The sequence below is a fragment of the Aminobacter sp. Piv2-1 genome, assembly GCF_037625995.1.
Taxonomy (GTDB): domain Bacteria; phylum Pseudomonadota; class Alphaproteobacteria; order Rhizobiales; family Rhizobiaceae; genus Aminobacter.
The window spans coordinates 18,458-36,076 of the sequence record NZ_JARKMU010000007.1 but is presented as its reverse complement, the minus strand read 5'-3'; the positions used below and the strand labels follow the sequence as shown (position 1 = coordinate 36,076).

Sequence of the window (17,619 nt, the reverse complement as noted above, 5' to 3'; positions counted from 1 at the left end):
CGAGGCGGCAGGCGTTGTGGTCGAGCATGGGCGGCATGACATCCAGTAATTTCGCGATCGTCGACCGGTATCTGGCGTCCGAATTGTCGGCGCGGGCGCTGGCACTCGCCCTATCTCGAGGCTGGGTCGACAGTCTGCTCGAGCGGGAGCGGCTCGACGCGGCCGAACTGGCCGGGCAGGGGCGCATGGCTGCCGAGGCCGCCAGGGCCGTGCTGGATCTGCTGACGGCCGCCGGCGTCGTGGAACTGGACGGCGGCTATCGCCTGACGACCGGTTTCAGGCAGGCGCTCGCGGCCCGAGACCTGCTCGAGGCAAAGCTGTGGTTTGCCAATGTCGTCGCGCCGGATGTCCACGAGCACTTCGAGGCTCTGCTCACGGACGTGCCCCGCTTCATGGCCAAGGCCCGGGTGTTCGAGCTCTTCCGCTACGACAGGTGCCTCGAGGTCACGCCGGAGAACCTGGCGGCGACGCGGCGCTGGGTCGGCTACACGACCACGCTGACCAAATACGAGGCACCGGCCGCGCTGGCGCGGCTCGACCTCGCCGGACACAGCAGCATGCTCGACGTCGGCGGAAACAGCGGCGAGTTCGCGCGCCAGGCCTGCACACTGGTGCCACATCTGCAGGCGAGCGTGTTCGACCTGCCTGTGGTCTGTGCGCTCGGGCGCGAGCACGTGGCCCAATTTGCCGAGGGCGCGCGCGTCCGGTTCCTGGCGGGCGACCTGCGCGGCCAGGACCTTCCTCGCGGCCACGACCTTGTCAGCTTCAAGTCGGTGCTCCACGACTGGCCGGAGGATCACGCCGCTGCCTTCCTGGGCAAGGCGGTCGAAGTGCTGGAGCCCGGTGGCCGGCTGGTCGTCTTCGAGCGCGGGCCGCTCAGACTGGATGGTGCGCCGCTCTCCTATGCGATGGTGGCGAACCTCGTCTTCCTGCCGTTCTTCCGGTCGCCGGAGTTCTACGTGGAGGTGCTGGCAGGGCTCGGCATGGCCGACATCGCGGTCGACTGGATCGAGCTCGAAATGCCGTTCTTCCTTGTCACTGCCCGCAAGGTGGCCCGATGAGCGCGCCGATCGTCGCCATCTCCGGCCACCCCGGCGGGGGCAAGACGACGCTGACCAAGGCGCTCGCACGGAGGCTCGGCGTGCTGGCGCTGCACTATGACGACTTCGAGACGATGACGAGCCGTCCGCCCGGCGAGGTGCGCGACTGGATCGCGCGCGGCTCCGACTATGACGAGATCGGGCTCGAGCCAATGATCGAGAGGCTCCGGGGCCTCGCCCAGGCCGCGCCGCGCCCGCGGCTGGTGCTGCTGGACACCCTGCTAGGCCGGGCACACCGCGACAGCGGGCGGCTCATCGACCTGCTGATCTGGATCGACACGCCGGCCGACATCGCACTTGCCAGGAAGATCGACGAGGCGGCGGGACGGGCCGCGCCTGCGGAAGCGTCACAGTTCGTCGGCTGGTTGCGCTCCTATCTCGACCACTACCAGGGCTTCATCGCGGCTACATACGAGCTGCAGCGCGAGCGCGTGCGGCCCGGCGCCGACGTGATCCTCGACGGACGTCTCGCCGCCGAAGCATTGGCAGAACAGGCCATGTCCGCGATAGTGGCCCGGATGTGAGGGGCAGGGCGGTGGTTTTGCAAGGCGCCGGCGATCTGGTTGGCTTGACGATCGGCGCGCCCGGCCGCCGCCTGCTGTCGATGATCGAGACGATGGACGTGCCCTTCGGGCTCGAACGGTCGGTCAAGCTCGGCAGCGGTGAGGTCAACGAGGACCGCTTCCTCGCCATCCTGCACAAGACCTCGCTGGGTGCCGACCCCGCCGCCAGGCTCGCATGGTTCGCATCGCGTCTGAACATGCCGGACGCGATGCTCGACGTGCTCGCCGCCGGCATCGGCCGGGCCGACATCGTCCAGTTCGGCTATGAGGGTGGGGCGGCCGGGGTCTTCAAGGTCTATCTCGAATATCCCGCCGATGTCCGCGCTGCCCGCCTCTCCGAGACGCCGCGGGCCGAGCCCGTGCTCGTGCACCTTGCGGTGAAATGGCGTCCCGACAGGCCCGGGGACGCCGCCGTCTCACGCTACGTCTGGCCTTCCGACGTGCAGGGAGCGGCCGCGCTCGACGCCCGGCTTGCCGCCCCGCCGCCGGGCTTTGGCGGTCTGCCTTCGGCCGCGGCTGCCCGCGCCCTGATCGAACGCGCCCGCCGGCGCTGCGAGCCCGACCAGGTGTTCTTCCTCGAAGTGGCGGAGGAAGGGTCGCCGCGCCGTTCCTTCGACGTCAACCTCTATGCCGCGGAGCTCTACGTGCGGGAGGTCGAGCCGCCGGTTCGGCAGCTGGCAGACGCCTATGGTATTGCGCGGCCGGCGATAGATGAGCTTCTGATGCGGCTCGGCCCGGCCAGCCTGGGCCACATCTCCGGCGGGCTCGGACGCAGCGGGCAGGATTTCGCCACGCTCTATTTCGGCGTGACGGGACGAAAGGGGACTGGCCGTGAGCAAGCTTGAGTGGGCGGCGCCGTCCGACCCCTATTTCGACTATTGCCTGTGGGACTATCAGCCACTCGCGCCGACGGCGGGCAAGCTGCGTTCGGCGACGCTGCTTTGGCAGTCCTTCGAGGCGCTCGGTGCGCCGCCGCGGCTTGCCGAGATGGTGCGCGCCATCCAGCGGGAGATCGGGCCGTTCCGCACCGTCTGGGGGGTCAAGCAGCTCGGCGACCGCTACAGCTGGGAACTCTATTTCTACGACTACGGGCGGCTGGAGCGCGCGGTCTCGATCGAACGGGTGCTCGGTGCTCTGGCGCCCTTTGCGCGATCCGATCTCGGCTTGTCGTGGAAAAGGCCGTACTTCATGTTCTCGATCGACCTCGACCGCGAGTTGGGCGAGGGTCGGCGCGGCATCAACGAACTCAGCGTCTACATGGGCAATCCCAGCGGCATGGTGTCCTCCGGCCTCTGCTACCAACTGAGCAGGTCCGGCCTGCGCTTCGACAACCTCTATTATTTCTTCGACCGCGAGCAGAACTGGGAAGACATCGTCGGCAAGGTGGTCACTTCGGCGCATCTCGATCTCGCCGGCCTGGACCCAAGCGCCATCCTCTGGCCCGAACTCTGCGACTGCGGCATCGTCGTCGTCGCCAACAAGAAGCACAATGACGGGGTGTATTTCTCCCGCATCCGCGTGGATCAACTGGCTTGGTTCGTCGAAAAGCTTGCCTATCCGCCGGAGATACGTGAGTTCATCAATGAAAATGCTAGCCGTCTCGACCACATGCTCTATGACGTCGGCATCGACTACCGTATGATCGACGGGCGCATCGAGATCCTGAAGAGCGCCTATTACGGCATCGTCTAAGCGGCGGGACGACTGATGGCCATCTACGACCACTCCAAATATATCTCGCTAACGATGGAATTCCGCTGCAATCTCGCCTGCAGGCACTGCATGATCGAGGGCACGATGGACAGGCTCGCGCCGCAGAGCGACGAGATGTTCGAGCGGCTGCTCGAACACAACGCCCGCACCGGCGACTGGACCGGCCTGATCCTCACCGGCTCGGAGATCACGCTGCGGCGCGACCTGCCGGACCTGGCCAGGCGGGCGCGGGCCTCGGGCTTCGAGCACGTGCGCATCCAGACCCATGGCATGCATCTCGGTCGCGAGGCCTACAGTCGGCTCCTGGTCGACGCCGGCGTCGACGAGTTCTTCGTCAGCGTGGCGGGTTCGGACGCAGCCACGCACGACGCGATCACCACGGTGCCCGGCTCATTCGACAAGACCCTGCGCGGGCTTGAGATCCTCGACCGCTACGAGAGCGTGGCCACCATCACCAACACGGTCGTGACCGAAGAGAGCTACCGTCTGCTGCCCGATCTGGTCGATGCGCTGGCCCATCTCGGGCGGCTCACCCAGATGGAGTTCTGGTTCTACTTCCCGATGAAGGAGACGGACGAGAAGGGGCTGATCGCCAACCATCTCGATGCCTTGCCCTACCTGAAGGAGGCGGTGCGCAAGGCGCATGCGCTCGGGCGCGAAGTCGAAATCAAGAACTTTCCGCAATGCTTGCTGGGCTCTGATTCTATACTATTGGTTAATGATCAGCCGCAGTTGTTCATCGACCCCGCTTTTTGGGACGAATTCAGCCGAAACGGCTTCTATCAGTGCCCGCATCGCCAGATATGCGTTTCCAAGCAATGCCTTGGGTTGAACGCCGCTTATATTGAGCGGTTCGGCGATCACGAAGACGTGCTCGTGCCCATCACACAATAGTCAGCAGAAAAAAATTGTCGCAGGCCGCGTCGGCTCTTTTCAACTACTGATACGCAATGTTACCTTGCGTCGCCTAGGGCAGAATCTCATTAAAATTGTATGCGGGCGGCATGGTAAAGCAACTCCTAATATATGAACGCGCAGTCCCGGTTTCGCGGCAGGCGCATGGCGACCTGTCGGTGAAAATCGGCGGCGACTTCTCCTATGCCCGCCATGTGAACTCGGTGCCGCTGATGGCGGCGGAGTTCGCGCACGCGGCCGACGAATATGCGGTGGTGTTCGCCGGCCAGGGCGAGGACATCATCCCGGTCGTGCTTCTGGGCGTGCGCGACAACGAAAACCTCATCGTGGACGAAAAGGGCGCATGGACCGGCAAGTACGTGCCGGCGTTCCTGCGCCGTTATCCGTTCGTCTTCTCGAGCGACGACAACGGCGCCAACTTCACGCTCTGCGTCGACGAGGGCTTCGAAGGCTGCAACCGCGTCGGGCGCGGCGAGCGGCTGTTCGACAATGACGGGGAGCGCACGCAGTATCTCGAAAGCGTGCTCGGCTTCCTGCAGGCCTACCAGGTGCAGTTCCACCGCACCCGCGGCCTGACCAAGCGTCTCAGCGATCTCGGTTTGCTCGAGGCGATGCAGGCACGCTTTACCTTGCGCAACCGGCAGGTGCTGACGCTGTCGGGCTTTCTTGCGGTCAACCGGGAGCGTCTCAAGGCGCTGACCGGCGAACAGTTGGCGGAATTGCAGGCATACGACGATCTGGAATTGATTTACCTGCACCTCTTCTCGATGCGGCATCTGACCTCCACGGCGGAACGCATCGGCGCGGGGGCCGCGGGGGGCGAACAGTCAAGCTCGGACGAACAGGCCACTCAGGAACCGACCGCAGCCTAGGCTGCCGCGGGAGCGCGGGGGCGCTTCCGTTCGGTTTCGTGGGACGAAAGGCTGGGGCCGCAAGGCCCTGGCCCGTGACGCGCGTAGGGCGAAGGGGGAAGGGCATGGCATTTCCGTTCAAATCGGAAGGTATATCGGGGCGTCCGATATCGCACCGCCGCGCCAGGTTGTCGGAGATTCTTTCGGCGAAGCTCGCAAGGCTCGCCCGCGGCTCGCGCGTGCAGCGCGAACTGGCCGACCGCGTCCGCCTGATCTTCGACCCACTCGAGCCCCGCCTGCTGCTCAATGCCGACCTGAACGTCAACCTCGCCACCGACGGCAACGACGTCGACCAGCAGATCCTGGTGCGGCTGATCGAGCAGGTCGAGACGGTCAACAACGTCGCCACAACCATCCAGCGCGTCGAGATCGTCGACCAGGCCCGCGGTGGCAAGGTGCTCGCCTTCGGCGACCTGAGCACGATTTCCGGCATCACCATCAGCGGCGGCTCGGGCAACGACACGCTGACCATCGACGAGGATTCGTTCGGCGGGCTGGCGCTCGCGCCGCAGATCGTCTTCGACGGCGGCGACGGCGACGACCGCATCGCCTTCGATTCTTCGGACGACGCCGCCTGGACGCTGAGCGGCAACAACGCCGGCAACGTCGTCGGCGACAAGGTCAAGGCCGCATTCACCAATACGGAAAACCTCGCCGGCGCGGCGGACAACGACGACACCTTCACGATACTTGCGGCAGGAAAGCTGTCCGGCGCCATCGACGGAGGCTACGGCGGCAAGGACACGATCGTATATTCCGGCGTGAGCGCCAACAGCGCGACGCTCGGCGCAAACGGCTCGGGCAGCATCACCTTCTCGAACCCGAACGGCTCGACGCTCGCCTTCGAGAACATGGAGCCTTTCGCCATCGGCGGCGGCGTCCAGGTGATCGATCGTTCGGCGGCCGTGGCCGCCGCGGCCAGCAAGAACGTGACGGTTTCGAACCAGGCCGGCAGCCTGCGTCTCACCATCGACGGCATCAACAGCGACGAAGCGCTGACCTCCTCCAAGGTCTGGCTCTATCTCGGCGACGCGGCCGCCACCACGACGATCGTATCGCTTCCGAATCCGGCAAATTTCTCGCTGATGGTCGATGCCGGCGAGGAGATCGCGGTCAACGGCACGCTTACCTTGGCCGGCACGCTCGGCCTCAGCGCCGAGGACATCAACATCGGTTCGAACGCGGACATCAGCGCGCTGTCCATCGACCTGCGGGCCATCGACCATGCGCGCGCGTCGGTGAACGCCGCGGGCGTCTCCGGCGCGACGCTGAGCGCCGGCGCGACCACGTCGGCGACGATCAGCGTCGCAGGCAAGCTGACGGCGACGAACGGCACCGTGAAGGTTGCGGCACGTGCCGCCAACGTCGTGAAGATGTTCGGCAAGGTCGACCCGGCCGTGCGCAACATCGCCGCGACCCTCGACAACACCGCGACGGTGACGCTCGCGACGGGCGCCGCCATCAACGGTGCTGGCGTGTCGATCACCGCCGACACCGATGTCGACGTCGACATCATGCTGACCGAGGTGCCGATCCCGAATTTCCTCGGTCTCGGCGAGCTGACGGTGCCGAGCGGGCTGTTCGCCAACCTGCTGCCTTCGGGTATCCTGCAGGGGCTTACGGTCAACGGCCAGATCGATCCCTTGTCCGAGGCCTTCACCGACCTCGTTTCGACCGGCATGCTGTCGATGCAGACGCTGGGCGAGGCCCTCAAGAACTCAGTCGATTTTTCCAACGCCCAGGTCAATTCCGACGTCACGGTCACCAACGACACGTCGGTGACGGTGGCTGCCGGCGCCAGGATCACCCAGACCGGCGGGATCGTCGGCGGCGCCACCGAGGTGACCGTCGCGGCTGCTGACGACAGCGCCGTGCGGGTCAAGATCCAGACCGAGAAGGACGCCTTCCTGCCGGCACTGGCAACGATCGTGGTCTTCTCGGCGATCGATTCCGACGTCGACGTGACCCGCACCACGGAGGTTGTGGTCGGTCCGGCGACGGGCGCGGTGTCGACCAAACCAACGGTCGTCGACGCCGATGGGGACGTCGCCATCGCGGCCGGCAATGGCGGCGAGGTGCGCAACGAGATCGCCTCCAACAGCATCGGCTCGGTCACCAACGAGGCGGGCGAGACCACCACTACGCTGGTGCGCGGCGTGACGATCGAAGCCGGCGGGCTCGACGTCTCGGCCGAGAGCGACACGATCTACCGCGCGACCAGCCTGGATTCGGAAAACCGGGTCACCGGCGGCACGACCGCGGGTATCGACGAGAGCTCGATCACCGCCGACGGCGGCGGTGTGGCGGTCGTTGCTGCAGACCGCTCCGAGTTTGAATCCACCGCGCTGCCCTTCCAGCCGCGGATGACAGAGACGGACGCCAAGGCCAAGAAGCAAATCGCCCGCGTCAGCTCGATCAACGAGGTGGAGAAGACCACCGCCGCCATGATCTCCGAATCCACGGTCACCAGCGGCGGCCGAGTTGTGGTCTCGGCGATCAACGAGACCAAGGTTTCGGCCTTCGCCGTTTCGGTGCCGCTGGAAGAGATCCCGGAGGAGGGCGACCCGGCCTTCGATCCCACCAGTTCCGTCCAGGCCAAGAAGGTCAATGCAGGCGTGCTGGTCGCCAACATCGTCAACGGCTCGACGCTGGCGACGATGTCGGCGAGCGAGGTGACCACCACCGCCGGCGACGTCAAGGTCGAGGCGGTGGACGACACGTTCCTCGACGCCACGATCTACGTGAACATCGACGGGCGCGGCGGTGTCGGCCGCCTGCTCAAGGGCGGCGCCAAGGCGGTGACCGGCCTCGAGGCGATGAATATCGTCGGCTTCAAAGTGCCGGGCCTGGCGCAGGCGACGCTCGACGCCATCCTCGGCACCTCGTTCTGGACCGACCAGCAGCAGGTGCAGGTCAAGGCGTCGATCACGGATTCCATCGTCTCCGCGGCCGGTGCCCTGCTGGTGGCGGCGGCCTCCAGGGGCGTGGTCAACGCGACGGTGTCGAACACCTCGCGCGCCGAGGCCACGGGGCTGCTCAAGATCAGCGCTAAGGCGATGGGCCTGGCGCTTGCCACGAACCAGGTGAGCCGCCAGGCTTCCGCGGTGATCGACGGGGGCGCTGCCAACAAAACGGTCACGGCCGGCGGCGCCGTCGAAGTCACGGCGGTCGACGACACCACCGTCAATTCCAACGTCAAGATCGTGGCGTCGGCGACGGCATCGAGCGACGGCGGGCTGCATTCGGCGGAACGCACCATCGACGAACTCTTCGGCATCGCCGTGGGCGGCGACCGCAAGCTCGGCGACGGGCTTGTGGTTCCGGTCGCCTACGGCACCACGGTCGGGCTCGACTACGACGCCATCACCGACGGATTCAAGCAGCCGATCACGGTCAAGACCGGCGACATCGTCGCGGTCGCCAAGCTCGGCGAGCCGGGCAAGCTCTACAAATATGTCGGGCCGTCGAAGACCATCAATTTCAAGCTCAACGATCCGGCCCGCAACTTCGCCGACACCAACTACTGGCAGCCGATCTCGGGCGAGCCGGGACAGGTCTACACCTATCTCGGCGCCGACAATCCGACGCTCAACCTGCAAACGGTCGACTTCACCGACCGTGACCTCTGGAAACCCCAGACCGACTATTCGATCGTCACCGCCAAGTACAACATCAGGTCGTCGGGCGGCGCGGCCACGGGCGCTGCGCTGGTGTTCAACGACGTCCGCGGCGGTGCGGTCGCGCTCATTCGCAAAGTCGACCTGCAGGCCGGCAGCGTCGCCGTCACTGCCGAGTCGATCGGCAAGATCGAGGCCAATGCCGACATCCTCAACGATGTCTCGGGCGGCGCCCCGTTCAACCAGGACAAGCTCATCGAAAAGGTGGCGCCCAAGGGCGCCAAGGGTTTCCTGTTCAAGAAGATGGTCGGCGGCGGCAACTCGACCAAGGCCCAGGCCGCCGTCGTCGCGACCAACCTGATCCAGGGGCAGACCTCGGCCAAGATCGAGGACAGCAAGCTCGGCACGACGAACGACAAGATCGGCGACGTCACCGTCCGGGCGGAGAACAGCTCCCAGATCGTCTCGGAGAACTCGACGGTCGCCACCGGCAAGAACCTCAACAAGGCGTCTGCCTTCCAGATCGCCAACAACACCATCGGCTGGGAACGCGGCAACCTGCTGTTCAACACGGTCGAGACCCTGCTCGGCGACATCGTCGACGATTCAGCCGAACTCGCCGGCCAGCCCAACATCCAGCTGCGCACCGAAAACCCGTTCGAGGTCGAGGCTATCATCAGCAACACCGACGTCGCTTCGGACGGCGCGGTGTCGGTGGAGGCGCTGTCGGAAGCGGTCATCACCGCCACGATCGACAACGAGGCCTCGGCCGCCTACGAGGCGCTGTTCGACGGCAAGGTGAGCAGCACAGGCGCCGTCATCGCCGGCAACAAGGTGAGCAGCGCGGCCACGGCCAAGATCAGCGGCGGCACGGTCACGGCCACCACCGTCTCGGTGAAGGCCGAGGACAGAGCGGCCATCGACGCGACCACCGGGCTGGGCGTCGCCGCCGAACTCAACAACAGCAACGGCACCGACATCGTCAACAAGATCGCGGGCAACATCCTCGACGATTACGACTACACGACCAAGTCGGGCACCCCGCGGCTCAACCTCGGCGACACGGTGCGCGTCAGCGACACCTATCCGGGCCAGGGCGAAAAGGGCGCGATCTACAAATACATGGGGCCGGACAACAGTCCGGTGAACCTCGCCACGGCCAATTTCAACGATTTCGGCCTGTGGAAGAAGCTCAACACCGAGGACCTCATTCCCGCCTCCATGGTCAAGACGGGCCTTCTCGCGCTCGGCATGGACGAGAAGCAGGTCGTCGGCGGCGCCGCCGGCAAGGGCGGCATCTTCGCCCGCAACCAGGTCAAGTCGAATGTCGAGGCAGCGCTTGCGGGCACCTCGGTCACGACCGTGGGCGACGTGAGCGTCGAGGCGAAGGAATCGGCCACCATCAAGGCCGCCGACACCAGCGTCATCGACGGCTGGGACAGCACCGCCGGCATTTCGGTATCCAACACCGTGCAGGGCGGCGCCAAGGCGGCCGTCGAGGACAGCTCCGTCAAGACGGGGGCCAGCGGCGACCTCAAGGTTTCGGCCGCCACGGAAGCCAAGATCGACGCCACCGCGCTCAGCAAGCTCACCAGCTCGGGCAAGACGATCGGCTTCGTCATCGCCTTCAACGCCGTCGGCTACGAGCCCGGCAACCTTCTGTTCGACGCGGTCGACACGCTGATCGGCTCGCCCGAGATCGGCAAGGCGCTCAAGGCCGAGACTCCGGTGCTGACCACCGCCTACGTCAAGAATTCCAATGTCGACGTCGGCGGCGACATCACCCTCGTCGCGGTGAATGCAGCCGGCATCACCTCGGTGCTCGGCGCCGAATCGCGCATGGAGTGGGAGAACGATTTCGCCGCCGGCGCCAAGTACGGCGTCAGTGGCACGGCGGCCAGCGCCATCCTCGCCAGCAACAAGGTGAGCGCGGGCGCCTCGGCCTATTTCGACAACAGCGCCGCGGTCGACGGCACAGGCAGCCCGACCAAGACCGTCAAGGCGGGTGGTTCGGTCTCGGCGGAGGTCGAGAACGAGGCCAGGATCTCCGCCGACATCAAGGTGGTGGCGACGGCCCTGCCGGCCAGCACGCTGAACGCCCTGACCGACATGATCGGCAACATCGCCGACCGCATGGGCGCGGGCGACTACAACTACACCACCAAGTCGGGCACCAGGACCGTCGAGGAGGGCGACAAGGTGCGCGTCGCGCTGGACTATCTCGATGCGGAGGTAGACCTCGACGTTGTGACCGACGGTGGTGCGGCCGTCAACATCATCAGGAGCGACCGGGTCGAGACCGGCGGCAAGGTCTACCGCTATCTCGGCAATTCACCGATCACGACGCGCGGCGGCATCAATGTCGCAAACAGCGCGCTGTGGCAGGAGATGGACGTCAATTCGGGCGAGGTCTACGAATATATCGGCGAGACGCCGCTCGCCTCCGTCGACCTGACCACGGTCTACTATGGCGACACCAACCAGTGGAAGCAGCTGCGGACGTCCGACTTCAAGGACATCTTCTTCCCCGAACTCGGCAACATCGTCGCCACCAATGCCAAGGCGATCGGCCTCGCCATCGCTTACAACGATGTGCGCGGCGACGCCCAGGCCTACATCAAGGGCACCAAGGTCGACGCCGGTGGTGGCGTGAAGGTCGCGGCCAAGGGTGCGGCGACCATCACCGCCTACACCACCAGCACGGTCTCGGCGTCGGGCGGCAGCAGCATCAACGGCCAGGGCAAGGTCATCGGCTTCACCGGCCAGATCGCCACCAACGTGGTGCTTGGCAAGACGCAGGCCACGATCGAGGACAGCAACGTCAAGGCTGGCGGCAACGTCGTGGTGACGGCGGAGAACGAGGCCCGCATCGACGCCCGGCTCTATTCGTCGGGCAATTCGGCCGGAACCGCGGTCGGCATCACGCTCGCCTACAATTCGGTGGGCTGGGAAGCGCAGAACCTTCTGTTCAACACGCTCGACACGCTGGTCGGCGCCCCCTATCTCGCCGACAACGCCTTCGACGGCAACATCGGCGCCGACGCCACCGCCTCGATCTTCAAGAGCACCATCGACGCCACCGGCAAGATACAGGTCTCGGCCGAGTCGGATGCGCAGATCAACGCCACCGTCAGCAATGCCGCGGTGACCGAGAGCTCGGCGCTGTACGGCGCGGCCGGTTCCTCCTACGGCGCCATCATCGCCTCGAACAAGGTGTCGGGTGCGGCGAAGGCCACGATCGACAATTCCGGCGCCGCGGGGCGGACCATCAAGGCCGGCCGCGGCGTGTCGGTGACCGCCGACGATGCGGTTGGCATTTATTCCAACGCCAAGCTGGTCGCCTCGACGACGGTGACCAGCGACGGCGGCGCAGGCATCATCCAGGAAACGCTGAACGATCTGTTCCCGGCGGACTACGACAACCGGGAGGATGACGGGCTCGGCACCAAGGTCCGAAACATCAAGTTCGGCGACCGCGTGCGCATCGCCGACGACTATATCGGCAACATCGCCATCGACCTCAACAACGTGCTGCCGCCGTCGAAATTCCCGATCAGCAACGGCGACGCAGTCCGCTTCGAGGGTGTGGGCGACGAGGCCGGCGCGATCTACAAGTACATCGGCGACGACGACGTCATCGACCTCGAGGCGCTGGTCGATGCCGGGCTGCAAAATCTCGATCCGGCGAAGTGGACCAAGGTCGGCGGCAATGCCGGCAGCATCTACATCTTCATGGGCTCGAACGCACTCGGGCAGGGCATCGATCTCGCCCAGACGGATTTCACCGACCTCGGCCTGTGGAAGGAAGCGCCCGAAGCGACGCTGCTGCTGCAGGAGCTGAACCTGTCGGCGGCGCCGGCCAAGTCGGTCGGCGGCCTGGTCGTGATGAACGACGTGCGCGGCGGTTCGTCGGCGACGATCACCAATGCCAGCGTGACCGCAACAACCGGGGACGTCGACGTCGTGGCACTCGAGAGTGCCGTCATGACTGCCAAGGTCGACAGCGCCATCTCGTCTTCCGGCGGCAGTTCCGTCGACTGGGACGGCGACGGCAAGACCGGGGCGGCCGACACCAATCCCGGCACCAAGAAGACACCGGGTGCGCCCGCCGACCCGGCGGCCGACACCACGCCGGCCGGGCAGGAGAACAACTCCGACAAGGTGCTGTCGATCAACGGCACGATTGCCACCAACCTGGTTCAGAGCAGCGCGGTCGCCAAGATTTCGGGCAGCAGCATCACCGCCAGCGGCAGCGGCGTAAACGGCGGCACCGTCACCGTCGCCGCCGAGAACGTCTCCAGGATCGACGCCGACACCAAGAGTTCAGCCTACACGACCGGCGGCGATTCCGTCGGCGTGACCCTGGCCTTCAACACGATCGGCTGGAAAGCCACCAACGTGCTGTTCAACGGCGTCGATGCGCTTCTGGGCGCCGACACGATCGCCGATGCCTTCGGCGGGCGGAATCCGTCCTTTACCGAGGCGGGCATCGTCAATTCGAACATTTCCGCGGGCGGCGACCTGTCGGTCACGGCCGACAATCGCGCGGCCATCGACGCCGAGGTCGGCAACGAGGTGACCTCGCAGGCCACTTCGATCAGCGGCACCGACGGCAAGGCAATCGGCTTCGTCATCGCCTCCAACAAGGTGGCGAGCGAGGCCAGGGCCTATGTCGACAACAGTGCTGCCGTCGACGGCAACGGCGACGCCACGGCGAGCGTCAGCGCCGCCGGGGTGACCGTCAGGGGCACCGACGACGCATCGATCAAGTCGACCGGCACCATGAAGGCGCTGGCCGAGATCAAGAACGACTACGGAATCAGCATCCTGGCCAACCTCGCCAAGACGGCGGCCGAGAACTACAAGTTCACCACCAAGTCAGGCTCGCAGGCGGTCACCTCCGGCGACCTGGTCTATATCGACACCGATGTCGGCGCCAACGGCCCGAAGGCGGGCGAGATCTGGGTTTACAAGGGCTCGGACAAGACGGTCGACTTCGGCACCGAGGACTTCTCCAGCGGCTGGCAGAAATATATCGTCGGCGACATCATCGACTGGGTGAACGACAACATCGTTCCGAGCCTTGCCGGCGGCAGTGCCGTCGGCGTCGGCGCCATTGCGATCCGCAACGACATTGACAGTGGCGCCACCGCGAAACTCACCAGCGTCGATCTCAACGCGACCCAGAACGTCCGCGTCGAGGCGAAGCAGACCAGCTCGATCGTCGCCGACACCACCGCGCGCGTCGAGGTCACCGGCAGTGCCAAGGGCAATTCCATCGCCATCAACGGCGTGATCGCCACCAACAACGTGCTGAACTACGCCAAGGCGACGGTCACGGACAGCGACGTGACGGGCGCGACGCTCGACGTGCTCGCCGAGGGCGGCGCCACGATCAAGGCCAAGATCGATGCCGACACCATCGCCAAGCAGGCGGCGGCCGGGGTCATCCTTGCCTTCAACACGGTCGGGCTCGAAGGCCAGAACTTCCTGTTCAACACCGTCGACGCGCTGCTCGGAACCAATCTGGTGGACGAGATCTACGGTGCCGACGAGGCTGCGCAGATCCAGGCGCTGATCACGTCATCGAAGATCGACATGACCGGCGACGTCCTGGTTTCGGCCAAGGCGAGCCAGGCGATCTCGTCGGAAATCTCCAACTATGTCAGGACCTTGCGCGGCGGCGCGCCGACCGCGGTCAGCGTCGGCGGCGTATTTGCGCTGAACCGCGTCTATGCGGTGGTCGATGCGTCGGTGACGAATTCGGCCGACATCGAGGCCGATGGCAGCTTCACCGTCTCCGCCACCAACACGAGCGAGATCACCTCGAGCGTCGTGGCCCCGGTGATCGCCATCAACTACACCTACGGCCAAAATCCCGACGGCAAGTCGGTTTCGATCGCCCCGGTGGTGTCGCGCAATGCGGTCGACGCGAAGGTCAAGGCGTCGATCGACGGCGTTGCCGATCTCGATGCGGGCAGCGTCAAGGTCGAGGCGAGCCAGGCCGGCAAGATCGATGCCACCGCGGCGGCCGCCGCGGTGTCGGTCGCTGCCGGCACCGGCGCCGGGCTTGCCGTTGGTGTGGCTGGAACCATCGCCTTCAACACCATCGTGGGGGCAGTGGAAGCCTTCATCGCCGGCAGCGATGTCGGCACGGCGGGTGACGTCGTCGTGTCGGCGACCAACAGCGCCGACATCGATGCCAGGATCGCGGCTGCCGCCGCCTCGGTGGCGGGCGGCTTTTCGGGCTCGGGTACCGCGGTTGCCGTCGGCATCGTGCTCGCCTTCAACTATGTCGGCTACACCGGCAGCATCACCCAGGTAGGCGTCGCCAAGCCGCTCAAGACCGACGCGCGCATCAGCAATTCGACGGTTTCGGGCAGGAACGTCTCGGTGCTGGCCAAGTCCAGCCAGACCATCGACGCCAAGACCGTCGCCGCCTCCGTCGCCATCGGCCTGTCCGGCTCGGCCAACGGCACCGCCTTCAGCGCCGGCGGCGTGTTCGTCCAGAACAGCATCGCGGCCGACACGATCGCTGCGATCGACGGCGGCGACAGCGGTAGCTCCAAGGTCACGGCCACCGGTGGCGCAATCGTTGTCGACGCCGAGAACACCAGCCAGATCACCTCGCTGTCGGCCGCGGCCACGATCGCCGCGTCGTTTGCGGCAAGCAACGCCACGGCCGTCTCGATCGGCCTCGACATCGCCTTCAACGACATCAAGGGCAGCGTTGGCGCCAAGGTCAGCGACGCGACGCTGAGCGCGACCGGCGCGATCACCGTCGACGCCGAAAACAAGGCCAAGGTGTCGGCCACCGCCGTCGCGGCCTCGGCGTCGCTCAGCATTTCGGGCGGACGATCGATCGCCTTCAGCGGCGCGGGCGCCACCGCAAAGAACGAGATCGACATCGACACCGAGGCGTCGATCACCGACAGCGTGATCTCGCAGAGCGGCAGCGTCACGGTCGAGGCGTCGGCCGAGCAGGAAATCACCGCCCAGGTGCTCGCCGCCTCGGCCGCCGTCGGCATCGGCTCGACCGGCATCGGGGCGTCGATCGGTGTCGCTGTCGCGATCAACAGAATCGGCAATGGAGCCGGCGATCGGTCGAAGGTCCTTGCCTTTATGAAGGACAGCGCCGTCAAGTCAGCAGGCACGCTCACCGTCGCGGCCCTTTCCGACCAGGACATCGACGCCCTGGTGGCGGCGGGTTCGGTCGCCATCGCCGGCGGCTCGACAGGGGTCGCGGCCACCGGTGCAGGTGCCGGGGCCAAGAACGAAATCGCCGTCGCCACCCAGGCCTATGTCGAGGGCGATGGCACCACCGACGCCGCCCAGGGCGTGACCGCCGGCGTTAGCGCCGCGGCGATGCTGATCACGGCCGAAGACAAGTCCGACATTTCCGCCTTCGTCGGCGCAGCGTCGATCGGCTTTGCCGTGGGCAGCACCGGTGTCAGCCTTTCGATCGGGCTGTCCTATGCCGAAAACACCATCAGCAACGACATCTACGCGGGCGTGCGGAGCGCCACCGACGGGGTGACGGCAACCTCGGCCACCGGCATCACCATCCGGGCCAAGGACGCCTCGAAGATCGAGGCGAAGTCCGTGGCCGCGTCCTTCGCGGCCGCCTTCGGCTCGACCGGCGTCGCGCTTTCGGGCGCCGGCGCCGTCGCCAAGAACACCATCAACACCGACACCAACGCCGTCATCTTCGGCTCCAGGGTCACCAGCCAGGGCGCGGTCACGGTCGAGGCCCTGTCCACCGCCAGGATCGAGGCGATCATCGCCGCGCTCGCGGGCGCGGTCGGCGCAGGGGCGACGGGCGTGGGTGCGGCCATAGGCATTTCGGTTGCGATCAACACGATCGGCGACTGGGACGTGCCGGTCATCCCCAACAGCAACGAGGCCGACGTGTTCGTCTCGCCGTCGCTGCGCGCCAACGGCGCCAGCGCCGTGCGCGCCTCCATCGGCGAAAGCGACGTCACGGCTCAGGGCACGCTCTCGGTCATGGCCAATTCGGACCAGTCGATCAAGGCGACGGTGCTCGCGGGCGCGGTGGCGCTCGCAGCCGGCAGCGTCGGCGTGGGGGTCGGCGGTTCGGGCGTCTACACCGAGAACATGATCGCGGTGGCGACCGACGCGCTGATCACCGGCAAGTCGGGCGATCTTGCCACGATCCGGGCGGCAAATGTCGTCGTCGACGCCAGGAACAAGTCCAGTATCGAGGCGCTGGCCGGTGCCGCGTCCGTCGCGGGAGCGGTGGGTGCCACCGGCGTGGGCGTTTCGGTCGGCATCTCGATCGCCAAGAACACCATCGCCAACGACGTCAATGCCTATCTGAGATATGCCGATGTCGCGGTGACGGACATCCCGGTCCACGACCCGGTCTACAACCAGCTTGTGCTGCAGAATCCGCCGTCGCCTGCCAACGCACCGACGCCCGGCACGATCACCGTGAAAGCGGTGCAGGAAGCCACGATCAAGGCCGAGACATTCGCGGCCTCGATTGCGGTCGCGGGCGGCGGCATCGGCGTTGCGGTCTCCGGCGGCGGCGCCGGAGCCTCCAACGTCATTCTCGGCGGCACGCGGGCCTTTGCCGAGAACAGCCTCCTGAAGTCGGGCGGCGACATCGTCTTCGACGCCACGAACACCTCGTCGATCAAAGCGCTGGTGGCGGCCGTGGCCGGCAGCGCGGCGGGTGGCGGCGTGGCCGTTGCCGCCGCCATCGGTGCCGGCATCGCCTTAAACAATATCGGCTTCAACCATGCCGGCACCCGCATGCCGGTCGAAGTCCAAGCCTATC

The 17,619-nt window shown here is 66.1% G+C and carries 7 protein-coding genes (1 of these 7 running past the window's edge); all 7 read left to right on the top strand.

The window, feature by feature from the left end:
* Nucleotides 1-35: 35 nt before the first annotated feature.
* Nucleotides 36-1,061, top strand: a complete 1,026-nt coding sequence (locus AmiPiv_RS14170; protein WP_340038123.1) for a methyltransferase — start codon at nucleotides 36-38, stop codon at nucleotides 1,059-1,061.
* A complete protein-coding gene (locus AmiPiv_RS14165; RefSeq protein ID WP_340038122.1) occupies nucleotides 1,058-1,624 on the top strand; it encodes a uridine kinase in 567 nt (188 codons plus the stop codon). Before AmiPiv_RS14170 ends, AmiPiv_RS14165 begins: the two co-directional genes overlap by 4 nt.
* 11 nt (nucleotides 1,625-1,635) lie before the next feature.
* Nucleotides 1,636-2,508, top strand: coding sequence for a hypothetical protein (locus AmiPiv_RS14160; RefSeq protein WP_340038121.1), 873 nt, complete (start codon nucleotides 1,636-1,638; stop codon nucleotides 2,506-2,508).
* Nucleotides 2,495-3,355: a hypothetical protein gene (locus tag AmiPiv_RS14155; protein WP_340038120.1), complete on the top strand. Its 861-nt coding sequence runs from the start codon at nucleotides 2,495-2,497 to the stop codon at nucleotides 3,353-3,355. Before AmiPiv_RS14160 ends, AmiPiv_RS14155 begins: the two co-directional genes overlap by 14 nt.
* A gap of 15 nt (nucleotides 3,356-3,370) precedes the next feature.
* Nucleotides 3,371-4,270 (top strand): radical SAM protein, encoded by a 900-nt coding sequence (locus AmiPiv_RS14150; RefSeq protein WP_340038119.1) that lies wholly within the window; start codon nucleotides 3,371-3,373, stop codon nucleotides 4,268-4,270.
* Between the two features lie 95 nt (nucleotides 4,271-4,365).
* Entirely contained in the window at nucleotides 4,366-5,163 is a 798-nt protein-coding gene (locus tag AmiPiv_RS14145) for a SapC family protein (protein WP_340038118.1), read from the top strand.
* Nucleotides 5,164-5,267: 104 nt separating this feature from the next.
* On the top strand, nucleotides 5,268-17,619 hold the 5' end (the start) of the coding sequence (locus AmiPiv_RS14140; RefSeq protein ID WP_340038117.1) for an LEPR-XLL domain-containing protein. It continues 16,178 nt past the right edge of the window; the window shows 12,352 of its 28,530 coding nt (coding positions 1-12,352); its start codon is at nucleotides 5,268-5,270; the stop codon falls past the right edge of the window.

Coding starts and splice junctions, on each gene's coding strand:
- AmiPiv_RS14170 (WP_340038123.1), top strand. CDS start 36: ATGACATCCAGTAATTTCGCGATCGTCGACCGGTATCTGGCGTCCGAA.
- AmiPiv_RS14165 (WP_340038122.1), top strand. CDS start 1,058: ATGAGCGCGCCGATCGTCGCCATCTCCGGCCACCCCGGCGGGGGCAAG.
- AmiPiv_RS14150 (WP_340038119.1), top strand. CDS start 3,371: ATGGCCATCTACGACCACTCCAAATATATCTCGCTAACGATGGAATTC.